This is a genomic window from Terrilactibacillus laevilacticus, from assembly GCF_006517395.1.
Lineage (GTDB): Bacteria > Bacillota > Bacilli > Bacillales > Sporolactobacillaceae > Terrilactibacillus > Terrilactibacillus laevilacticus.
Genome location: NZ_VDCY01000003.1, coordinates 223,749 through 244,262, shown reverse-complemented (window position 1 = coordinate 244,262; position 20,514 = coordinate 223,749). Strand labels below are relative to the sequence as shown.

Genomic DNA, 20,514 nt, shown 5'->3' with positions numbered 1-20,514 from the left:
ACCACAACGCGAGGAATGCCGGTCCTCGGGAAACTGCGCCGCTCTTAGCCTTCCGACGCCCAGGACGGGCTAGTACTGGCGTTTCTTGCAGGATGTTCAGCGTACTTAGCCAGTAACCCTTTTCGTTTGTCACCTTTTTGAACACGCACTTTTACATAAAATCATGCTTTACTCATAGGAACTAAGATCTTTACAAAACATTTACATACCATTTAAACGCCATTAACGATTCCCCTTTATAGTAAGAGTATAAGGAAAATAAAACAACAAATAACACACAGAGAAATGGGGACATTCTTGATGAAACAGAAAAAGTGGATCGCATTAACAGCAATTCTAGTATTATCTTTAATCTTAAGTGCTTGTGGATCGAAGGATACGTCGTCATCAGGTCAGTCTAGCAATGGTAATAATAAAGAAGAGTTATCTGGTAAAATCGTGATTGGTGGATCAACAGCCCTGCAACCATTAGCTGCAGCAGCTGCCGCGGAGTTTATGAAGGAACATCCTAAAGTACAAATTGAAGTTCAAGGCGGAGGAAGTGGCGCAGGACTAAGTGAAGTATCTAATGGAAACTTTGACATCGGTATGTCGGATGTTTTTGCTGAAAGTAAAAGTAATATTGATGCAAGTCAATTAAAAGATTATAAAGTAGCTGTAGTTGGTATGACTGCTGCTGTAAATAAAGAGGCAGGAATTAAGAAATTATCAAAAGAAGATTTGATCAAAGTGTTTACAGGAAAAGTAAAGAATTGGTCTGAAGTCGGTGGGAAAAACGTGAAAATTACGCTTGTAAATCGTCCTGATGGATCAGGTACGAGAGCTACTTTTGACGAATTTGCATTAGATAAACAAACACCTGCAGAAGGAATTACACAAGACTCTTCCAACACAGTTAAGAAGATTGTAAATGAAACACCAGGCGCTATCGGTTATCTTGCACTATCTTATTTCAATGATGATTCTATCGTTAAATTAGCCATTGATGGAACGGATGCGACTGAAGATAACGTAGCCAGCGGCAAGTTCCCTGTTTGGGCCTATGAACATATGTATACAAAAGGTGATCCAAAGCCATTGGTTAAAGCCTTCATCGATTATATGATGGCAGATCCAGTACAATCGAATATCGTTCCTGCACAAGGATACCTCAGCGTCACTAAAATGCAGGTTGAACGCAATGCTGAAGGTAAACTAACAAATAAATAATCGGCATATGTCTTAGTCGAAAAGGCCAAAGTTCCCCGCATAGGGGATTGGTCTTTTTACCGAGAATGGACATAACCCCCTCACTAAGGTACTTAAAAATATAAAAAGTCATGGTGGGGGAAACTGTCTGTATCGTGATTGACTGATAGGTTGCCAACTTGAGGGAATGTTAGTGTCCATGATTTAAAATGTTTCGTCTCTGTGATATATGAAATATTTAGGGTAAAAGGGGTGTGAAAATGGAAAATAAATCAGTTGTTGTTCAGATGCCGTCTAGTCCAAATAATGAAGGACGATCTTTAATACAAAATAATAAGAAATGGACTTCAATTTTTAATAGAAATAGTGAATGGCGTGGGAAGATATGGATCTATGGTAGTGCTATTTTTGTGATCTTAAGTGTCATCGCCATCACATTGTTCTTAACGGTTCAAGGTTTACGTTCATTTGTGGTCGATCATATTAATGTGATTGACTTTATAACGGGGACAGAATGGTATCCTGACCGGGCAGAAAATCCTTCTTATGGTGCATTGCCGTTTATTTTTGGTTCATTAATGGTTACTATTTTAGCAGCGATGCTCGCAGCTCCTTTCGCTATCGGAAGTGCGTTATTCATGACCGAGCTAGCACCAAAATGGGGTCAAAAAGTCTTACAGCCGGTTATCGAAATTCTGGTTGGTATCCCATCGGTTGTATATGGATTTATTGGATTATCTGTTATCGTTCCTTTTATGCGTGATCACGTTGGTGGAAGCGGCTTTAGTTTACTTTCCGGGGCACTTGTTGTTGGGGTCATGATCTTGCCTACAATTACAAGTATTTCAGCCGATGCTGTGCGAGCTGTAAGTAATGACCTACGCAGCGCTTCCTACGCACTGGGAGCAACAAAATGGCAAACGATTTATCGTGTTGTACTTCCTGCGGCTAAGTCAACATTAATTACAGCCATCGTTCTAGGTATGGCAAGGGCTTTTGGCGAAGCATTAGCAGTCCAAATGGTCATCGGAAATGCGCGTAATTTACCTAATGCGATATCAGATCCATCAGCTACATTAACAACGATCATCACCCTTAGTATGGGCCATTCAACGGCAGGTAGCGTACTAAATGACGTCCTTTGGTCGTTAGGTTTGATCTTGCTTATTATTTCCTATGGATTTATCTTACTCATACGTTTTATTTCTAGAAGGGGGCAGGTCTCATGACGAGCAAAATTACAAATCGAATAGCACTGTCAGTCATTGTCTTATGTGCTCTCGTGATGACTGCAACACTAGCAGCATTATTAGGCTACATTTTATACCACGGTTTATCAGCCATATCGTTATCCTTTTTAACAAAAGACTCTAGCTCTTTTCAAGCTGGAGGCGGAATTAAAAATCAACTTTGGAACTCATTCTATATTCTTTTTGCGACCATGCTCTTTACAGTCCCATTAGGGTTGTGCGGGGGAATATATCTTTCAGAATATGCAAAACCAAATAAATTGACGCATTTTATTCGTTCTTGTGTTGAAGTTCTCGCTTCTTTACCTTCTATTGTCGTTGGGATGTTTGGCCTTCTTATCTTTGTTAATTATTTTGGCTGGCAATATTCGATTTTGTCGGGTGCGCTGGCGCTAACCGTATTTAACTTACCAGTGATCGTAAGAGTGACGGAAGATGCTCTGCAATCCGTTCCAAGAGAACTTAGAGAAGGTGGTCTCGCCTTAGGAGTCACTCAGTGGCATACGATAAAAACAATTGTCGTACCAGCTGCTTTTCCTGGTATATTAACAGGTATTATTTTATCTGCTGGACGTGTTTTTGGTGAATCCGCAGCCCTTTTGTTTACGGCAGGATTATCAACGCCAAACCTCGACTTTTCTAACTGGAATCCAATGAGTATGACGTCGCCTTTAAATCCATTTCGATCAGCGGAAACCTTATCCGTTCATATTTGGCAAGTCAACACTGCGGGAATTACGCCCGATATTCAAACTATTGCCAATGGATCATCAGCCGTACTCGTTCTCTGTGTACTAGGATTTAATTTATTCGCACGAATTGTTGGTAAATTCATTGATCGAAAATTAACAGGGAAAGCATAAGGAGGAATCACGATGAATCAAGTATATATTAAGCAAAATGTAGAGGAGTCTCATCAAAATATGAAAAAAGCATCTCCTGTTCTTGAAGTAAAAGACCTCAATATTTACTATGGTGATCATCATGCGGTTAAACATATCAATATGCCTATTGAAGAAAAATCCATTACAGCCCTTATTGGCCCTTCTGGATGTGGTAAGTCCACTTTTCTAAGAACTATCAATCGAATGAATGACTTGATTCATGGGGCACGAAGTGAAGGCGAAATTCTTTATGGTGGAATCAACCTTCTTACGTCGAAAGTGGATGTTGTTCAATTGAGAAAGGAAATTGGTATGGTCTTTCAAAGACCAAATCCCTTCCCAAAATCGATTTATGAAAATCTTGTCCTTTCATTAAAGTTCTCTGGAATCCGTGATAAAAAGAAATTGAAAGACATAGCGGAGGATTGTCTTCGTAAAGCGGCATTATGGGATGAAGTAAAAGATCGATTAGATAAATCAGCACTGTCGTTATCAGGCGGTCAACAACAACGTTTATGCATAGCAAGAGCTCTTGCATTAAAACCAAAAGTCCTTTTATTAGATGAACCATCCAGTGCATTAGATCCTGTATCAAGTAGTAAAATTGAAGAATTATTGCTAAAGCTAAAAGAAGAATATACCATTGTTATTGTGACACATAATATGCAGCAAGCGGCGCGTATTGCAGATAAAACGGCCTTCTTCTACCAAGGTGAACTGGTTGAATACGGCGATACAAGCCAAATGTTTTCTCATCCTGCCGAAAAAAGAACGGAAGATTATATCTCAGGGCGATTTGGGTAAGCATATATGTCGTCAAGGCAGATTTTGGCTCATTAATCATAAAAATACAAATGCTTATCTTAAAACTTGCCAATAGGCAAGTTTTCTTTTAGAGGTTGTTCAAAAAGTCACCAAATGATTAGCTGCGAATCTCGGCGCCCACTCGTTTTTCCGGTCCTCATGTAGTAAAAATCTACATTCCGGTCTTAGCCAGTAACCCTTTTCGTTTGTCACCTTTTTGAACACGCACTTTTTAGAGAAGTGTGTCACTATGGTTGAGTAGGTAATAGATTATTATGAATTAAAAACTTCTCATTTGTTAAGATCATTCTTTGATAAAATAAGAGAAGGATATAATAAGATGCTATCAGTTAAGGGGGAAGACATAATGGGTAAGAAAATTCTTGTTGTTGACGACGAACCTTCAATCGTAACACTTCTAACATTTAACTTGGAAAAAGCAGGTTATGAAGTAATTAGTGCCAATAATGGCCTTGATGCTATTGAAAAGGTCACTTCAGAAAAATTAGATCTCGTGATTTTAGATTTAATGCTACCTGAAATGGATGGAATGGACGTTTGTAAACAATTAAGACAACAGCAAATCATGGTGCCAATATTAATGTTAACAGCGAGAGACGATGAATTAGATACCATTCTTGGCTTAGAACTTGGAGCTGATGATTACATGACGAAACCATTTAGTCCACGAGAAGTCATCGCTAGAGTAAAAGCCATATTACGTCGATCAATTCAAGCAGACCAAACGCTGCAAGAGGTCATTACAGTTGGGGACATTACCGTTTATCCAAATAACTATGAGGCCTTATTTAAAGGTGAAGAGATGATTTTAACACCTAAGGAGTTTGAATTACTTCTCTATTTAGTACAAAATAAAGGACGTGTTTTAACACGTGAACAATTACTAAATGCTGTTTGGAACTATGAATTTGCTGGTGATACGCGAATTGTGGATGTACATGTCAGTCATTTGAGAGAAAAGATTGAAATATCACCACGAAAACCCATTTATATAAAAACGGTGAGAGGATTAGGATATAAACTTGATGAACCGAAAAAATAAAATAGCCCTTGTTATAGGCTATATATGTACTGTGTTGAGTCTTATGTTTCTTATATACATATTAAATGAAGTCATCCAAGCGTCGAACCGAGCAAAAGAACGTGTGCAATTGAACGAGAAAATCGATTTTATTCAGACTTTGATTGAGAAAAAAGATGCGCAACTTACGATTCAACATGTCGATCGACTTCAAAGCATATTAAAACAATTGGATAACGATTTAACGTTGTACGACGTTAACCACCGGGTTATTTATACAAATACAACTCAACAGCAACCCATTGAAAAGCTCCCAGAGTCGACTAGAACGGTTATTAGAGACCAACGAATGATTTATCTCAAACCATTAAAAGAAAACGGCGAGCGGATAGGGACGATTGTTTTAACGGCCCCATTAATTAAGATGAAAGGGGTTGAAGTTTTATATCTCCTTATTTTTTCCATTGGGATCGGTTTTTTTATTCTTTTACATCGAACACGTAAACAGTACATTCATCCGATTAGACAAGTTACTCGTCTAATTGAGAACATGCTGCAGGGTCGTTTTAACGAACGACTATCTAGTGATGCGAAGATGGAAGACATCTCAAAATTAAATCATGTCACCAATATGCTTATCAATGAGATGGACATTATGTCTAAATCCTATATGTATCAAAAAGGTCGGATGTCGACGTTGATTGAGAACATTGGAAGCGGGCTGCTTTTTATTGATGGAAACCAAAAAATAAGTCATATTAATCGAACGTTCAAACAAACATTCAAATTGAATACAACCCATTGGAAACGGTCAAATTACGATAAGGTCATTCCATATGAAGAAGTGAATGAATTGATTCAATCTGTTTTTAAATATGGGAAACGGCAATCTAAACAAATGATGATCCCTATCCATATTGAAAGAAAGCATTTTGATGTTTCATGTGCGCCCATTTTAGATAATGGCAACCCAAGCGGTATCGTCGTCGTATTTCATGACATAACAGAATTAAAGAAACTTGAAAATATGCGTAAAGACTTTGTCGCTAACGTCTCTCATGAATTAAAAACACCCATTACGTCAGTTATTGGTTTTACCGAAACCTTGCTTGATGGAGCAAAAGAAAATAAAACGTTAGAAGAACAATTTTTGCACATTATTTTAAAAGAAAGTAAAAGACTACAAAGTTTGATCAGTGATCTTCTTGATCTATCAAAAATTGAAAAAGATCATTTTGTGATTAATTGGCAAAAGGTCAATTTAAATCTTATTGTTGAGGATGTTATGCTTATTCTCGCTGATAAAGCTTTTCAAAAAAATATCGTTTTAACCAGCCATACATCAGAACCTTGTTTTGCATTGGGTGATCCTTATCGTATACGTCAAATTATGATCAATTTAATCACAAACGCCATTGCTTACACCCCAGCAAAAGGAAAAGTTACGGTTTCTTTGAAAAATGATGAACGTCATGTGAAATTAATCATTTCAGATACAGGTATTGGCATTGACAAGAAACATTTTCCAAGGATATTTGAACGCTTTTATCGGGTTGATAAGGCACGTAGCCGTGACCTTGGGGGAACAGGTCTTGGACTAGCTATTGTTAAGCATCTTGTCGAAGTCCATGAAGGACATATTGAAATAGATAGTGAATTAGGTCAAGGAACCACATTTACCATCTCATTCAAAAAAGCAAAAGATGAATAGTGAAATAGAACCTCATCTCTTTTTATAGGGTGAGGTCTTTTTCGTGATGATTTCACAAGTTGGCTTAAAGAGACAAGATAGTCTAAAATGAGAAGAGAGCAAATAGATGAATAAAATAAGTTTAAGTTTCTGGGTCATTAGATAGAGATCATGGATCATTTACGATGAGAGTAGATGATTTACATTTCACAAAGGAGAGATGATGTTGAAAAATAAATTAATACTTATTGATGGAAATAATGTGGCTTTTCGTGCCTTTTTTGCCTTGCCACTATTGAATACAGATAAAGGAATCTATACGAACGCAATATATGGCTTTGCTACTATGCTGATGAAGATTCTTGAAACAGAGAAACCAACGCATGTCCTTGTCGCTTTTGACGCAGGAAAGAAAACGTTTCGCCATGAGACGTATACCGAATATAAAGGAGGACGTCAAAAAACTCCTCCGGAATTATCAGAGCAATTTCCGCTTATTTTGGAACTATTAACCAAATTTGGTATCAAACATTATCAAGTTGAAAACTATGAAGCTGATGACATCATTGGTACTTTAGCAGCAAAGGCTGGACAAGCAACGTGGGATGTTAAAGTCGTCACAGGGGATAAAGATTTTCTTCAACTAGCCAATGATCAAGTTGAGATTGCTTTGATCCGGAAAGGCATCTCAGACGTCGAAAATTATAAACCTTCTGATGTGCAAGAACGGTATGGTATAGATCCTGGAAGAATCATTGACTTAAAAGGTTTAATGGGGGACTCATCTGATAATATCCCTGGCGTCCCAGGAGTCGGAGAGAAAACAGCGATTAAATTATTAAAACAGTTTGGTACGATCGAAGGGGTTTATGAATCAATTGATGACGTTTCTGGTAAAAAACTGAAAGAAAAGTTAATTGATCATCATGAGCAAGCGTTGATGAGTAAGAAATTAGCGACCATTGATCGCGAGGCTCCTGTTACCCTTTCTCTAGAAGAGTGCCAGTATACATTCGAAGTAACGAGTGAGTTGATTCATCTATTTAAAGAATTGGAGTTTCATTCGTTGTTGGATCGAATTGGAGCTGAAGAAACAATCGATCAAAACGCTCAAGATGAGGCCTTTGAATTTGAAACTTTAAGTGAAATAACGGAAGATCACCTTGAATCTCCGAGTTCTTTAATTGTTGAAGTCACAGATTCGAATTATCATTACGGTGATATTCATGGGATTGGATTATCAAATAAAACGGGTTCTTATTTTATTCCTATCAAAACAGCTCTATCGTCTGAAGTGTTTCGATCTTGGCTTGAAGACGAGAAGACAGAGAAAGTTGTTTTTGACGGCAAGGAAGATACTGTTGCTTTAAGCTGGCGAGAAGTTCATTTAAAGGGGATTATGTTTGATATTCAACTTGCTTCTTACCTCATTGACCCTTCTGAAACCAATGACGATTTAGCCGCTATCTCGAATAGACATAACCTGTCTTATGTTTATTCTGACGACGCCTTTTATGGAAAAGGAGCTAAACATAGAATATCTGGTGATGAAGAGTTAGGTGAGCATCTTGCAAGAAAAGCAAGAGCTTGTTTAGAATTACTTCCCCTTCTTCAAAAGAAATTAGATATAAATCAACAAACATCGCTCTTTAATGAACTTGAATTACCGTTATCTTTAGTTCTTGCTGAGATGGAACGAATGGGTGTCAAAACAAGTCAAGATACACTTGAACAAATGGGAGAAGAATTATCTCGTAAGTTAACAGAGATTGAACACAATATCTATGAGCTGGCTGGTACAACCTTTAATTTAAATTCACCAAAACAATTGGGTGAAATCTTATTTGAAAAATTGCAACTTCCTGTTATTAAAAAAACAAAAACAGGCTATTCGACGTCAGCCGATGTCTTAGAAAAATTAGCACCACAACATGAAATGATTCCTAAATTATTAGACTATCGTCAACTTGGTAAATTGAAGTCAACCTACATTGAGGGATTACTTAAGGTTATTCATCCGAAAACAGGACGGATTCATACAAGATTTAATCAAACATTGACGCAAACGGGGCGGCTGAGTTCAATTGATCCCAATCTGCAAAATATACCGATTCGATTAGAAGAAGGACGGAAGATTCGAAAAGCTTTTCTTCCATCTAAAGAAGACTGGGTCATTTTCTCGGCAGATTACTCTCAAATTGAATTACGAGTGTTGGCTCATATTGCGCAGGATGAACAGCTTATTAAAGCCTTTGAAAATGGGATGGATATTCACACGAAGACAGCCATGGATGTTTTCGGCGTGAAAGAGGAAGATGTGACAAGTCTAATGAGACGTCATGCAAAAGCTGTTAATTTTGGAATTGTCTATGGTATCAGTGACTACGGCTTATCACAAAGTCTTGGTATAACAAGAAAAGAAGCTGGTCAATTCATTGAAGCGTATTTAGATAGTTTTCCAGGTGTAAAAAAATATATGGAAGACGTTGTAAAGAAGGCAAAAGAAGATGGCTTTGTGACTACCTTATTACAAAGGCGACGCTATTTGCCTGATATTAGAAGTCGAAACTTTAATCGTCGCAGCTTTGCAGAAAGAACAGCCATGAATACGCCAATCCAAGGAACGGCTGCAGATATTATAAAACAAGCCATGGTTCAAATGTCCGAACGACTAGCTGAGGAACAGTTAACAACGAACATGTTGCTGCAAGTTCATGATGAATTAATTTTTGAGGCTCCAGAAGATGAAATTGATAAACTTAAACGTATCGTTCCTGATGTTATGGAGAATGCAGTGAAACTCGATGTCCCATTGAAGGTTGAGTATGCTTATGGGCCTACTTGGTACGATGCAAAGTAAGACATGCTGAAAGGAAGAAAATGAATTTGCCAGAACTACCAGAAGTTGAGAATGTTAAAAGAACTCTTAATGAGTTAATTAAAGGAAAAACCATACAAGATGTGAAGGTTTTGTGGCCTAACATAATTAAAAAGCCAACAAACACAACCGAATTCGTGCGTCTTTTAAGCGGTCAAACGATTCATCAAGTCGAAAGGCGGGGCAAGTTTCTCATTTTTCATCTCGATGAGATCGTTCTTGTCTCTCACCTTCGTATGGAAGGTAAATATCGTTTATATCAAGCGGATGAACCTTTAAATAAACATACCCATGTGATTTTTATTTTTAACGACAATACGGCGTTACATTACTTAGATGTTCGGAAATTTGGGACGATGCATCTTTTTAAAAAGGGTGAAGAAGAAAGAAATAAGCCTCTTTCACAACTTGGACTTGAACCATTCGATCCAGAGTTCACCCCTCAATTTCTTTTTGAAAAATGTCAGCGGACGAATCGAACGATAAAACAAGTGTTACTTGATCAAAGTATTGTCGTTGGGTTAGGGAACATCTATGTAGATGAGGTGCTCTTTCAAGCGAAGATTCATCCTACAATAGCTGCCTCAAAGCTATCAAGTGAAAAAATTAACGACTTGCATCAATCAATCGTTGATATACTAACGAAAGCAATAACCCTAGGTGGCAGCACGATTCGAACCTATGTCAATAGTCAAGGAACAAAAGGAACCTTTCAAGACAGACTGGCCGTGTACGGTCGAGGTGACCAACCTTGTCCGTGTTGTGGTACTTTAATTCAAAAAATAAAAGTAGGGGGAAGAGGAACGCACTTCTGCCCTAACTGTCAGGGAGATAGGTGAATATGTTAAAGATCGGATTAACGGGGGGCATTGCAAGCGGAAAAAGTACCGTGGCTAAGATGATTTCAAATTATCATATTCCTATTGTCGATGCTGATAAAATTGCCCGTCAGGTTGTAGAGCCTGGTGAACCTGTATTCTGCCAAATTATTGAAACATTTGGTGAAGATTTAATTTTACCAGATGGTAATTTAAATCGAAAAAAACTAGGGGATATGATTTTTAACAACAAAGAAAAACGTGAAACACTCAATCAGATGATTCACCCAAAGATTGGTGAAACTATGATGAGAAAAGTGAAACAATATGAAGAGTCTCATCAAAAATCAGTTGTACTCGATATTCCTTTGCTTTTTGAAAGTAAATTAACACATCTAGTAGATAAAATTCTACTCGTGTACGTTAATGATGATCTACAAACAAAACGTCTGATGGAAAGAAATCATTTAACTTTAGAGGAAGCAAAAAGTCGGATCACGTCTCAACTTCCTCTCTTCCAAAAAAAAGCCATGAGTGATTACATTATTGATAACTCAGGATCAAGAGAAGAAACCCAAAAACAAGTCCATGATGTGTTGAAATTATGGAGGATTCTTTAGATACTTAGAACATACGGTATGGTATAATGTGGTTTGTTATAATTAACAAAAGAGTTGAGTTTGATTTTACTAAGTGTGTTTTTCCTTAACATATTCTTAAGTTTAGGTTTGAAAGGGATTTTATCATGGATAGAACGGGACGTCATATTATATCAGAACTTTGGGGTTGCGACGAAGAAAAATTGAACGATCTAGAGCTTATTAAAGGGCTTATACTTGATACGGTAAAAGATACTGAAGCTGAAATTCGTAAGATTGTTTTTCACAAGTTTGTCCCCGAAGGCATTAGTGGTGTTGTTATCTTTTCTGAATCACATGTGACGATTCATAGTATTCCTAAGCATGGCTATGCAAGCATTGATATTTATTCATGCAATGATCAGATTGATCCTAAAGTATCGACTGAAAATATTGCAGAAGTCCTTAATGCAAAAGTGTCCGAAAAAACAGAGTTCACTGGAGAACATGGTCCAGTCCTCTTTACAAATAAAGAAGTGGTTCCCATTAAAGATTAATTTAGAGAAAACTTAAGAGGTACCGGCACCTGGTACCTCTCTTTTTTAATTTGTCACCTTCTTGAACACGCACTAATAGAGGTTGTTTTCTTTGTACCAATAAAAAAGTATAATATACACTATAAATGGTCCTTGGTTGAACCTATTGATTCGTACTATTTTCCGAGGTCCCGATTAACGGGCAGTCATACCGCCCGAGAGGATTTCAGAGAAATCATAGAATAGGTTGGAATGGCTTATAAAATCTCAGATTTAGTTCCACCTTTCTATACGATCAGCTTATTGAAGTGTTATATTCTTTCTTGTGATATAGATGCAGATACTTAGCAGTCCAAGATCCACCATCATGATGGAGGTGCCTTTTTGGACAACCTCTTAAAATAAAATGGAGCTAGCGAGGTGAATGACATGCGATGTCCAAATTGTAAAGGTATAGGAACAAAAGTCCTTGACTCGAGACCGGTGAGTGATGGACGATCGATCAGAAGAAGACGTGAATGTGAAACTTGTCAGTACCGTTTCACTACTTTTGAAACAATTGAAGAAATACCATTGATTGTTATCAAAAAAGGCGACAATCGTGAAACATTTAATCGTGACAAAATGCTTCGAGGATTAATCAAAGCTTGTGAAAAAAGGCCTGTCTCACTAGAAAAATTAGAATCCATTGTTCAACGCGTTGAAAAACAATTGCGCAGGCAAGGAATCTCAGAGATTCATAGTCATGACATTGGAGAGCTAGTGATGAATGAGTTAGCTAAAGTCGATGATGTGGCTTATGTCCGTTTTGCCTCTGTCTATCGTCAATTTAAAGACATCAATGTTTTTATGGATGAATTGAATGAATTACTGAAGAATGCCAAAAAAGGCGAGTGAAATTTTTACTTGAGGTGATAGAAAATGCAGCAGCAATCATGGAAAGAGGTGCTTCCCGGAGATCAATATACTGTGCAAATTAATGGTATACTCCATTTCTATGATCAGAAAATTATCACCCGGCTCTATCAACCGTTGATTGGAATAGGAGCAAGCTGTTTATATACGACACTCTGGCATGAAGTTGATGAAGCATCGTTTTCTACAGATGTCTTAACCCACCATCATCTCATGACAGAGTTAAATTTACCTCTCGACACCATTCTAGAGGAAAGAAAAAAACTAGAAGCCATAGGTTTATTAAAAACGCACAAGAAAACAGAGGAAAACGTATCTTTTATATATGAATTACAACCACCACTTTCTCCTCATGTGTTTTTTACTGATGGATTATTAAATATTTACTTATACAATCGTGTTGGTGGACGAGACTATGCACGATTAAAAAAAATGTTTAGCCATGAGAACTCGCTTGATGAATCGTATAAAGATGTAACAGCCAAATTTAATGATGTTTTCGAATCAAAATTCAAAGGCCATAAAGATTATCAATCGACTGATATTGAAACAATACCAGAACATCGTGTTTGGGATGGACGATCTGATGGGCAAGTGCCAACACTTAGAGAAACGTTTGATTTTGATCTTTTGTTTCAATATTTATCAGATGTCATCATTTCAAAAGAAGCCTTTACGAAAGAGGCTATTGATACGGTAGAGAAACTCGCTTTTGTTTACAAATTAGATCCACTTGATATGAGTCGAATTATTCAATCAGCCTTTTTGCATACAGGTGAGATTGACATTGAATTGTTAAGAAAAGCGGTACGAGATGACTACCAATTTAAGCAAGGTCAATCGTTACCTGCTCTTAGTCAACGAACCCAGCCATTGCAACATCGGGAAATGGCATCAAAAGAGCCAAAAACAGATGAAGAACGTCTTATTCAGCAATATGAAACATTATCCCCTTATGATATCCTTGAACAATTGTCTGGTGGAGCCAAACCTGCCGCACCAGATTTACGATTAATCGAGGAAATTATGCTGGACCAGAAATTAAATGCGGGTGTTGTTAATGTGTTGATTCACTATGTTATGATAACGAGTGATTATAAATTGATTAAAAATCATGTGCTGAAAATTGCGGCTCAATGGGCAAGAAAACAAGTAAAGACTGTCAGACAGGCGATGGATTTAGCCAAACATGAACAAGAAAAATACGATGAATGGAAAACGAATCAAACAAAGACTAAAAATACATCTAGGAAGAATAACCGTAAAGAAAAATTACCTAAATGGATGGATAAAAAAGAAGATGGTGGGCAGCATTCGACATTATCTAAAGAAGAAGCTGCTAAACAGGAAGAGTGGCTACGAAATTACTTAAATGACATCTAATGAATTTATAGAATGATGATGTGAAATAAGTGTATGAGAGGAGGTTTGAAAGTTAATGGAATCGATAAAAGACGTTATTCGAAAGATATCGGGTGGAAAGTCTCCACTTGGTCAATCTGAACAGATGCTCAAAGAACTGCTAGAGGACGAACATGTGCTTGAATTCTTAAAATCTAAAGAAGGTCAAGGCATCACACGCAGCGAATTATTAAAAAATGTTCCTAAACTTTATCAATTTGCAAATGAACGGCATCATTGTCGTGAATGCCCGGGTTTGAAAAATTGTCCAAATATGATGCAAGGGTTTAGACCGGATCTTGTGAATGATAAAGAATCGTTAAATCTCACCTTTTCTCCTTGTTCGTTAAAAATAGCAGAAGACATGAAACAAAAACAAAGGAGCTTAATAAAAAGTTTTTATGTTCCCAAGGATATTTTAAAAGCTGATTTCCAATCCTTTATTCCAGATATTAAACGAAAGGATTCTATTCTTGCCGCTGGAGAGTTTATCAAAGGATATCTCGATTCACCGAAAGATGTTAAAGGTTTGTATCTATACGGAAAATTTGGTGTTGGAAAAACCTATTTAGCTGGGGCTATTGTCAATGAGCTTGCCAAGAGGAAAGGCATCTCTTCGATGCTCGTGTACACACCGGACTTTTTCCGGGAAATGAGACAATCGATTCAAGATGGAACGGTTGATGAAAAACTAGAAACGGTTAAAGAAGTCCCTGTCCTTGTTTTAGACGATATAGGAGCAGAAACGATGACACCATGGATACGAGATGACATTTTGGGTAGTATCCTTCAGTACCGCATGATGGAAAGTTTACCGACTATTTACACCTCGAATAAAGATTTTGATGATTTAGAAGCTCATCTTTCCTATTCAGATAAGAGTGGGGAAGAAACACTTAAAGCCAAACGAATCATGGAACGTATTCGTTACTATACGACATTTGTACAAATGGAAGGAGATAACCGGAGAGGATCCTAACGGTTATCTCTTTTTTTACACTTTAAGAAGGAAAAAAAGTGAACTAGGCCACTTTTACGCTTTATATGCCCCGCAATCGGTAAGTTTTCTTTAAGAGGTTGTTCAAAAAGTCACCAAATGATAAGCTGCGAATCTCGGCGTTGGCTCGTTTTTCCGGTCCTCATGTAGTGAATACAAGAGGACCTTCAACTAAAATCACTCACGTCCTGTGAGCAACGTTGAAGCTACCACATCATGTGGAATGCCGGTCCTCAAAACAGCGCCGCCTTGATCTTCTTGCTTCTAATTTGTCACCTTTTTGAACACGCACTTTAAGTATGGATGGACAGAGTCGAATTTCATTTCCTCGTTAAAGACTTGACGATCAGCCGAATTTTTCTAAAGTTTAAGCATGTTTTAAAGCTTGGTCCCATATAGTGTATTAAGGAAAGATGGGGGGGACCATGTTGATCACAATTACGTTTTCATCCCGGCAGGAAGTCATGTCTTTACATAAAAAACTATCATTAGCAAAAATGAAATCACTCCATATGGAATTAAAGGATCAGACGCTAAAGATAGAGGCCACGATCAAAGAACGGACTTGCCGAACGGAACTTATTAAACTTTTTATCGATTTTATTATGGACATGTTTGAGAAGAAATGGCTAGTAGATATACTAGAGAATCAATTTTATTTCAAATATCCAGAAGAAAAAGAAGAAATTTTAGATATTGTATATGCCATATTTGATGGAGAAAAAGAGGATTTACCAGATGTCGAACATCTTCCGAATCGTAGAGAAATTATTGCTCGGGATCTTGACGAAATCTTTCTTCATTCCTCTACATTTTCATTTGAATCATTAAAAACGTTTCGCCTATCAAAATATCGAGCTTGCCTAAGAAGGTACGTTGAACTCGCCATTGATGAGTATAAGTTACAGCAGGAATATCTTACCTTTGTTGATAAATTACGCCGGATTATACGTAGCTATCGTTCTTTGCACCATACTATTTATGTACTAGATGATAAGCCATTTCGACTCTTCGATGAGAATCATAAGCTCATTCAAAATACACACTCCATTCGATCGTTTTATCCGTTATTAAAGCAGTGGGGAATCGATGCTGAACCTTCAATATTACTAACTTTAATTGGTTTAGCTCCACAATATGTCAATGTCTATACAGATAGACCAGATACTGGCATGATGCGAACTTTAAAACATGTATTTGAAGAGCGTGTTCAATTTTTTCCTAGACAGAAAAAAATTTCAACTGAAAAAGTATTAAATCCTAAATGATAGGTCTTTTTTAATTATTTTCTTGCCTAACAAGTACTTTTCTGATAAACTAATTTAGGTTGCAAATTCACTAACGATTTTATACTTGATTGTACGAATAAAACGTGATACACTAGGAAAAGTGAATAGAAGATATCGAGCAAAAGAAGAAGCACCCGCTTCTCACCTGATCGACGTTAAGAGTGCATGACTAAAAGGAATCTACTTGAATCTTTTTAGCATCCTTATGAGCAGTTGCCAGGTTTGTGATGTTGAGATATACATGTGGGTGCATAGGTGCGCTCACATTTTTTGTTTGTGTGGATTTTGCTCATTCTTTTCAAAATAGCTAGCTAGCGCAAATATTTGGAGGTGGCTCAATATTAGCAAAGATATGATTGTTAACGAGGGGATTCGTGCAAGTCAGGTTCGTTTAATTGATCAAAATGGTGAACAACTTGGAATTAAATCCAAGCAAGAAGCGTTATCCATGGCGAGAAATGTCAATCTTGATTTAGTGATGGTAGCGCCCAATGCTAAACCCCCTGTTTGCCGTATTATGGATTACGGAAAATATCGTTATGAGCAACAGAAGAAAGAAAAAGAAGCACGTAAAAATCAAAAAATTATTAACATCAAAGAAATTCGTTTAAGCCCAAGCATTGAAGAACATGATTTCAATACAAAACTTCGTAATGCTAAGAAATTTCTCCAAAATGGCGATAAAGTCAAAGCTTCAATCCGATTTAGAGGGCGTGCGATTACACACTCAGAACTTGGCAAGAAGGTTTTGGAACGCTTAGCTGAAGATTGTAAAGAAATTAGTGTCATTGAGGCGAAACCGAAAATGGAAGGACGTAGCATGTTCTTAGTCCTTGCCCCTAAAGTCGAAAAGTAAAAAAGCCAATAGGAGGACATTATTCATGCCTAAAATGAAAACTCACAAAGGTGCTGCTAAACGTTTCAAAAAAACAGGCAGCGGAAAATTAAAACGTAATCATGCTTATACAAGCCACATGATGAGCCATAAATCTCAAAAACAAAAACGGAATCTTCGTAAATCTGCTGTCGTATCTAGCGCAGATCAAAAACGTATTAGTAAACTCATCTAAGAACGGATATATAAATGGATTGATAATCTAGGAGGTTAGGATCATGCCAAGAGTAAAAGGCGGATATGTAACACGTCGCAGACGTAAAAAAGTATTAAAACTTGCAAAAGGTTATTTTGGTGCAAAACATAAATTATTCAAAGTTGCACAACAACAAGTCTTCAAATCATTACAATATGCTTACAGAGATCGTCGTCAGAAAAAACGTGATTTCCGTAAATTATGGATTGCACGTATTAATGCAGCAGCACGCATTAACGGTCTTTCATATAGCCGTTTAATCCACGGATTAAAAGTAGCTGGAATTGATGTTAACCGTAAAATGTTAGCTGATCTTGCTGTGACTGATGAAAAAGCATTCGCAGCACTTGCTACAAAAGCTAAAGAAGCTGTTAAATAACAATATGATTTTTTACAATAACGGGGTTGCCTTTTTTATTTGGTGACCTCGTTTTTTGCTATATTGGATTAAAATGAACAATTAAAAAAAGAAGCCCTGCTATAATAGCTGGACCTCAAAGGTAGGCAAGCTCATACTCCCTTGGCTAGATTATCCACCATTTGTTCTTTTAGTGATTCATCAGATTCATTCCATATGATTTCAAATAATACACCAAGACCGGGTAGCATTTTTTCCTGACCATCTTGAATCGCATCAACAATTGTACTTTTGAGTTGGTTGTCATCATTATTTTTGATATTGAACTTAACGGCTTTCCGAATATCTAAATCCAACTTGATCGCTCCTTTAAACGTAAATAATTAATCATAGTTCACCTTTTCAGTACTAGTATTGATAATCTGATGAAAATTATGTAAGCTTTTTGAAAAGAGATGTTGCCATAAAAAGGAGACGAAGTTTTGAAAAAAATAGAGTCAATGCAAAACCAAACATATAAAGAATGGAAAAAGTTACATAAACGTAAAGGTAGGGATAAGGCTCACAAATACCTTATAGAAGGCCCTCATCTTGTTCAAGAAGCCCTTCAATCATCACATGAAATTGAAGCTATTATTTATGATGTTTCCTATGGAAAATCTGAGGAGTGGAAGAGTCTAGGTATTGATGAATACCGTTTAACTCATGAACTGTTTGATCAAATCGCACAAACAGAGACTTCTCAAGGTGTCATCGCTGTTTGTAAAATGTTCAATGAAAAAGTTGATTTAAAAAAGGGCAGATATCTCTTAGTAGATCGTGTACAAGATCCGGGAAATTTAGGTACCATGATTCGAACAGCTGATGCCTGTGGTCTAGATGCGGTGATTCTTGGTAAAGGAACCGTAGATCAATTTAACGATAAAACATTAAGATCGGCGCAGGGTTCACACTTTCACTTGCCCGTTATTTCAAATGATTTAGTTCAAACCATCAATCATCTGCAAGAATTAAAAGTGCCTGTTTACGCAACATCATTAGATGGTGTGAATTTACAGGCCCAAGCGACGATGGAATCATCCTTTGCCGTGATAGTTGGGAATGAAGGAAATGGTGTTACGGATGATATCCAACAACAAGCCGATTTCAAAGTGAAAATACCGATGTTTGGTCAGGCTGAATCATTGAATGTCGCTGTTGCGACGGGTATTATTCTATATTGGTTTCGTATGAAGGGGCTTGCGAAGTGAATGGAATTTGATATACTATAAGTGCGCGTTCAAAAAGGTGACAAATGAAAAGGGTTACTGGCTAAGTACGCTGGCATCCTGCAAGAAACGCCAGTACTAGCCCGTCCTGGGCGTCGGAAGGATAAGAGCGGCGCAGTCTATAAGCATAAACAAATGATCATGACTGATTCATGTATGATGAAACAACAAAAAATGGAATAATGTGATCGCGATGAAAGAAAGTAGTACTATTGGTACAGCATTTAGGGAGAATACGTCAATTTGACTGGGAGCGTATTTATGTATTGGCCTTTAGGAATTCACTCTGGAGCTGTCATCTGAACATCAATTTGATTAAGGATGAACCGGTGAAAACCGTTATGATATTAAGTGAGCAATTGAGAATTTAATTGCTAACGAGGGTGGTACCGCGTGATGCTTCGTCCCTTTTTGGGGATGGAGCATTTTTTATTTAAAAAACGGTTAATTTGAAGGTAAGTTCAAAGGAGGAAAATAGCATGAAAGAGAAGCTGCTCGCCTTAAAAGAAGAGGCATTTGCCCTTATTGAAAATACAAGTGACAAAAAGGGTTTACAAGATGTAAAAGTCAAATATCTTGGAAAAAAAGGTCCGATTACAGAAGTCCTTAGAGGGATGGGTAAACTTTCAAAAGAGGAACGTCCTGTGATTGGTGCACTAGCTAATGAGATCAGACAAGCCATTGAATTAGTCATTGAACAGAAACAAACAAAACTTCAAGAAGAACTCATCCAAGCTCAACTTGAATCTGAGACGATCGATGTTACTTTACCAGGAAAATCGATTAAGACTGGGAATGCGCATCCATTAACAAGTATTATTGAAGAAATCGAAGACCTTTTCATCGGCCTAGGTTTCTCAATAGCTGAAGGACCTGAAGTCGAACAAGATTATTACAACTTTGAAGCTCTTAATTTACCAAAGGATCATCCCGCACGTGATATGCAGGATTCTTTCTACATTACGAATGAAATTCTTATGCGTACACATACATCCCCTGTTCAAGTAAGAACGATGAAAAAACATCAAGGGGAAGGTCCTGTTAAAATTATTTGTCCAGGGAAAGTATATCGACGAGACACAGATGATGCAACGCATTCACATCAATTTATGCAAATTGAAGGATTATATGTTGATAAAAAGGTACGCCTAAGTGACTTGAAAGGAATATTGACTGTTTTTGCGAAAAAAATGTTTGGTGAAGATCGTGATATCAGACTAAGACCAAGTTTCTTCCCATTCACAGAACCATCGGTAGAGATGGATATTTCATGTTTTAAATGTGGAGGACATGGATGCTCAGTATGTAAGCACACTGGATGGATTGAAATATTAGGTTCTGGAATGGTTCATCCAAACGTTCTAGAAATGGCTGGATTTGATTCAACTGTTTATTCAGGATTTGCTTTTGGAATGGGACCTGAGCGTATCGCCATGTTGAAATATGGAATTGATGATATTCGCCATTTCTATACGGATGATGTTAGGTTCTTAGAACAATTCAAGCGAGCATAAGGAGTGAATAATA

Annotated in this window: 20 protein-coding genes and 1 other annotated feature; of the genes, 19 read left to right on the top strand and 1 reads right to left on the bottom strand. The window is 37.3% G+C overall.

Going from position 1 to position 20,514, the window contains the following annotated elements; all coding sequences use genetic code 11:
- The first annotated feature begins 300 nt into the window (after window positions 1–300).
- From FG390_RS06090 to rplT, 17 genes are all read left to right on the top strand, one after another.
- Window positions 301–1,209 carry a phosphate ABC transporter substrate-binding protein gene (locus FG390_RS06090; RefSeq protein WP_141190140.1) on the top strand — a complete coding sequence of 303 codons (909 nt, stop codon included), beginning with the start codon at window positions 301–303 and terminating at the stop codon, window positions 1,207–1,209.
- 239 nt (window positions 1,210–1,448) lie between these two features.
- Complete coding sequence (gene pstC, locus FG390_RS06085; protein ID WP_258311589.1) at window positions 1,449–2,417, top strand: phosphate ABC transporter permease subunit PstC; 969 nt, start codon at window positions 1,449–1,451, stop codon at window positions 2,415–2,417.
- Window positions 2,414–3,301 carry a phosphate ABC transporter permease PstA gene (gene pstA, locus FG390_RS06080; RefSeq protein ID WP_141190139.1) on the top strand — a complete coding sequence of 296 codons (888 nt, stop codon included), beginning with the start codon at window positions 2,414–2,416 and terminating at the stop codon, window positions 3,299–3,301. Before pstC ends, pstA begins: the two co-directional genes overlap by 4 nt.
- A 12-nt stretch (window positions 3,302–3,313) precedes the next feature.
- Window positions 3,314–4,126, top strand: coding sequence for a phosphate ABC transporter ATP-binding protein PstB (gene pstB, locus FG390_RS06075; RefSeq protein WP_141190138.1), 813 nt, complete (start codon window positions 3,314–3,316; stop codon window positions 4,124–4,126).
- Window positions 4,127–4,493: 367 nt separating this feature from the next.
- Entirely contained in the window at window positions 4,494–5,189 is a 696-nt protein-coding gene (locus FG390_RS06070; RefSeq protein ID WP_141190137.1) for a response regulator transcription factor, read from the top strand.
- Window positions 5,173–6,879 (top strand): two-component system histidine kinase PnpS, encoded by a 1,707-nt coding sequence (gene pnpS, locus FG390_RS06065; protein WP_141190136.1) that lies wholly within the window; start codon window positions 5,173–5,175, stop codon window positions 6,877–6,879. Before FG390_RS06070 ends, pnpS begins: the two co-directional genes overlap by 17 nt.
- Before the next feature lie 202 nt (window positions 6,880–7,081).
- Entirely contained in the window at window positions 7,082–9,718 is a 2,637-nt protein-coding gene (polA, locus tag FG390_RS06060; protein ID WP_141190223.1) for a DNA polymerase I, read from the top strand.
- Between the two features lie 26 nt (window positions 9,719–9,744).
- Window positions 9,745–10,575, top strand: coding sequence for a DNA-formamidopyrimidine glycosylase (mutM, locus tag FG390_RS06055; protein WP_141190135.1), 831 nt, complete (start codon window positions 9,745–9,747; stop codon window positions 10,573–10,575).
- Window positions 10,576–10,577: 2 nt separating this feature from the next.
- On the top strand, window positions 10,578–11,174 hold the full coding sequence (gene coaE / locus FG390_RS06050; RefSeq protein WP_141190134.1) for a dephospho-CoA kinase: 597 nt from the start codon (window positions 10,578–10,580) through the stop codon (window positions 11,172–11,174).
- A 125-nt stretch (window positions 11,175–11,299) separates the two neighbouring features.
- Window positions 11,300–11,689, top strand: coding sequence for an adenosylmethionine decarboxylase (speD, locus tag FG390_RS06045; protein WP_141190133.1), 390 nt, complete (start codon window positions 11,300–11,302; stop codon window positions 11,687–11,689).
- A 408-nt stretch (window positions 11,690–12,097) separates the two neighbouring features.
- Window positions 12,098–12,565, top strand: a complete 468-nt coding sequence (gene nrdR / locus FG390_RS06040; protein WP_141190222.1) for a transcriptional regulator NrdR — start codon at window positions 12,098–12,100, stop codon at window positions 12,563–12,565.
- A 24-nt stretch (window positions 12,566–12,589) separates the two neighbouring features.
- The gene (locus FG390_RS06035) at window positions 12,590–13,966 is read left to right on the top strand and encodes a replication initiation and membrane attachment family protein (protein WP_141190132.1); all 1,377 of its coding nucleotides are present in this window, start codon (window positions 12,590–12,592) and stop codon (window positions 13,964–13,966) included.
- A 55-nt stretch (window positions 13,967–14,021) separates the two neighbouring features.
- Window positions 14,022–14,963, top strand: a complete 942-nt coding sequence (dnaI, locus tag FG390_RS06030; protein ID WP_141190131.1) for a primosomal protein DnaI — start codon at window positions 14,022–14,024, stop codon at window positions 14,961–14,963.
- A gap of 443 nt (window positions 14,964–15,406) precedes the next feature.
- Window positions 15,407–16,249 (top strand): putative sporulation protein YtxC, encoded by an 843-nt coding sequence (locus FG390_RS06025; protein ID WP_258311588.1) that lies wholly within the window; start codon window positions 15,407–15,409, stop codon window positions 16,247–16,249.
- A gap of 373 nt (window positions 16,250–16,622) precedes the next feature.
- Window positions 16,623–17,126: a translation initiation factor IF-3 gene (gene infC, locus FG390_RS06020; RefSeq protein ID WP_141190130.1), complete on the top strand. Its 504-nt coding sequence runs from the start codon at window positions 16,623–16,625 to the stop codon at window positions 17,124–17,126.
- A gap of 25 nt (window positions 17,127–17,151) precedes the next feature.
- Window positions 17,152–17,340, top strand: coding sequence for a 50S ribosomal protein L35 (gene rpmI, locus FG390_RS06015; protein WP_141190129.1), 189 nt, complete (start codon window positions 17,152–17,154; stop codon window positions 17,338–17,340).
- 43 nt (window positions 17,341–17,383) lie between these two features.
- The gene (gene rplT, locus FG390_RS06010; protein ID WP_141190128.1) at window positions 17,384–17,740 is read left to right on the top strand and encodes a 50S ribosomal protein L20; all 357 of its coding nucleotides are present in this window, start codon (window positions 17,384–17,386) and stop codon (window positions 17,738–17,740) included.
- Window positions 17,741–17,871: 131 nt separating this feature from the next.
- On the opposite strand, the gene sspI is transcribed toward rplT, so the two are convergent.
- Window positions 17,872–18,075, bottom strand: coding sequence for a small acid-soluble spore protein SspI (gene sspI, locus FG390_RS06005; RefSeq protein ID WP_141190127.1), 204 nt, complete (start codon window positions 18,073–18,075; stop codon window positions 17,872–17,874).
- 126 nt (window positions 18,076–18,201) lie between these two features.
- Here sspI and FG390_RS06000 point away from each other — a divergent pair, with 126 nt between their 5' ends.
- Together FG390_RS06000 and pheS are read left to right on the top strand one after the other, a co-directional pair.
- On the top strand, window positions 18,202–18,969 hold the full coding sequence (locus tag FG390_RS06000; protein ID WP_181406396.1) for a TrmH family RNA methyltransferase: 768 nt from the start codon (window positions 18,202–18,204) through the stop codon (window positions 18,967–18,969).
- Between the two features lie 202 nt (window positions 18,970–19,171).
- Window positions 19,172–19,399 (top strand) — a binding site (T-box leader).
- 67 nt (window positions 19,400–19,466) lie between these two features.
- Complete coding sequence (gene pheS / locus FG390_RS05995; RefSeq protein ID WP_141190126.1) at window positions 19,467–20,501, top strand: phenylalanine--tRNA ligase subunit alpha; 1,035 nt, start codon at window positions 19,467–19,469, stop codon at window positions 20,499–20,501.
- Window positions 20,502–20,514: the final 13 nt, after the last annotated feature.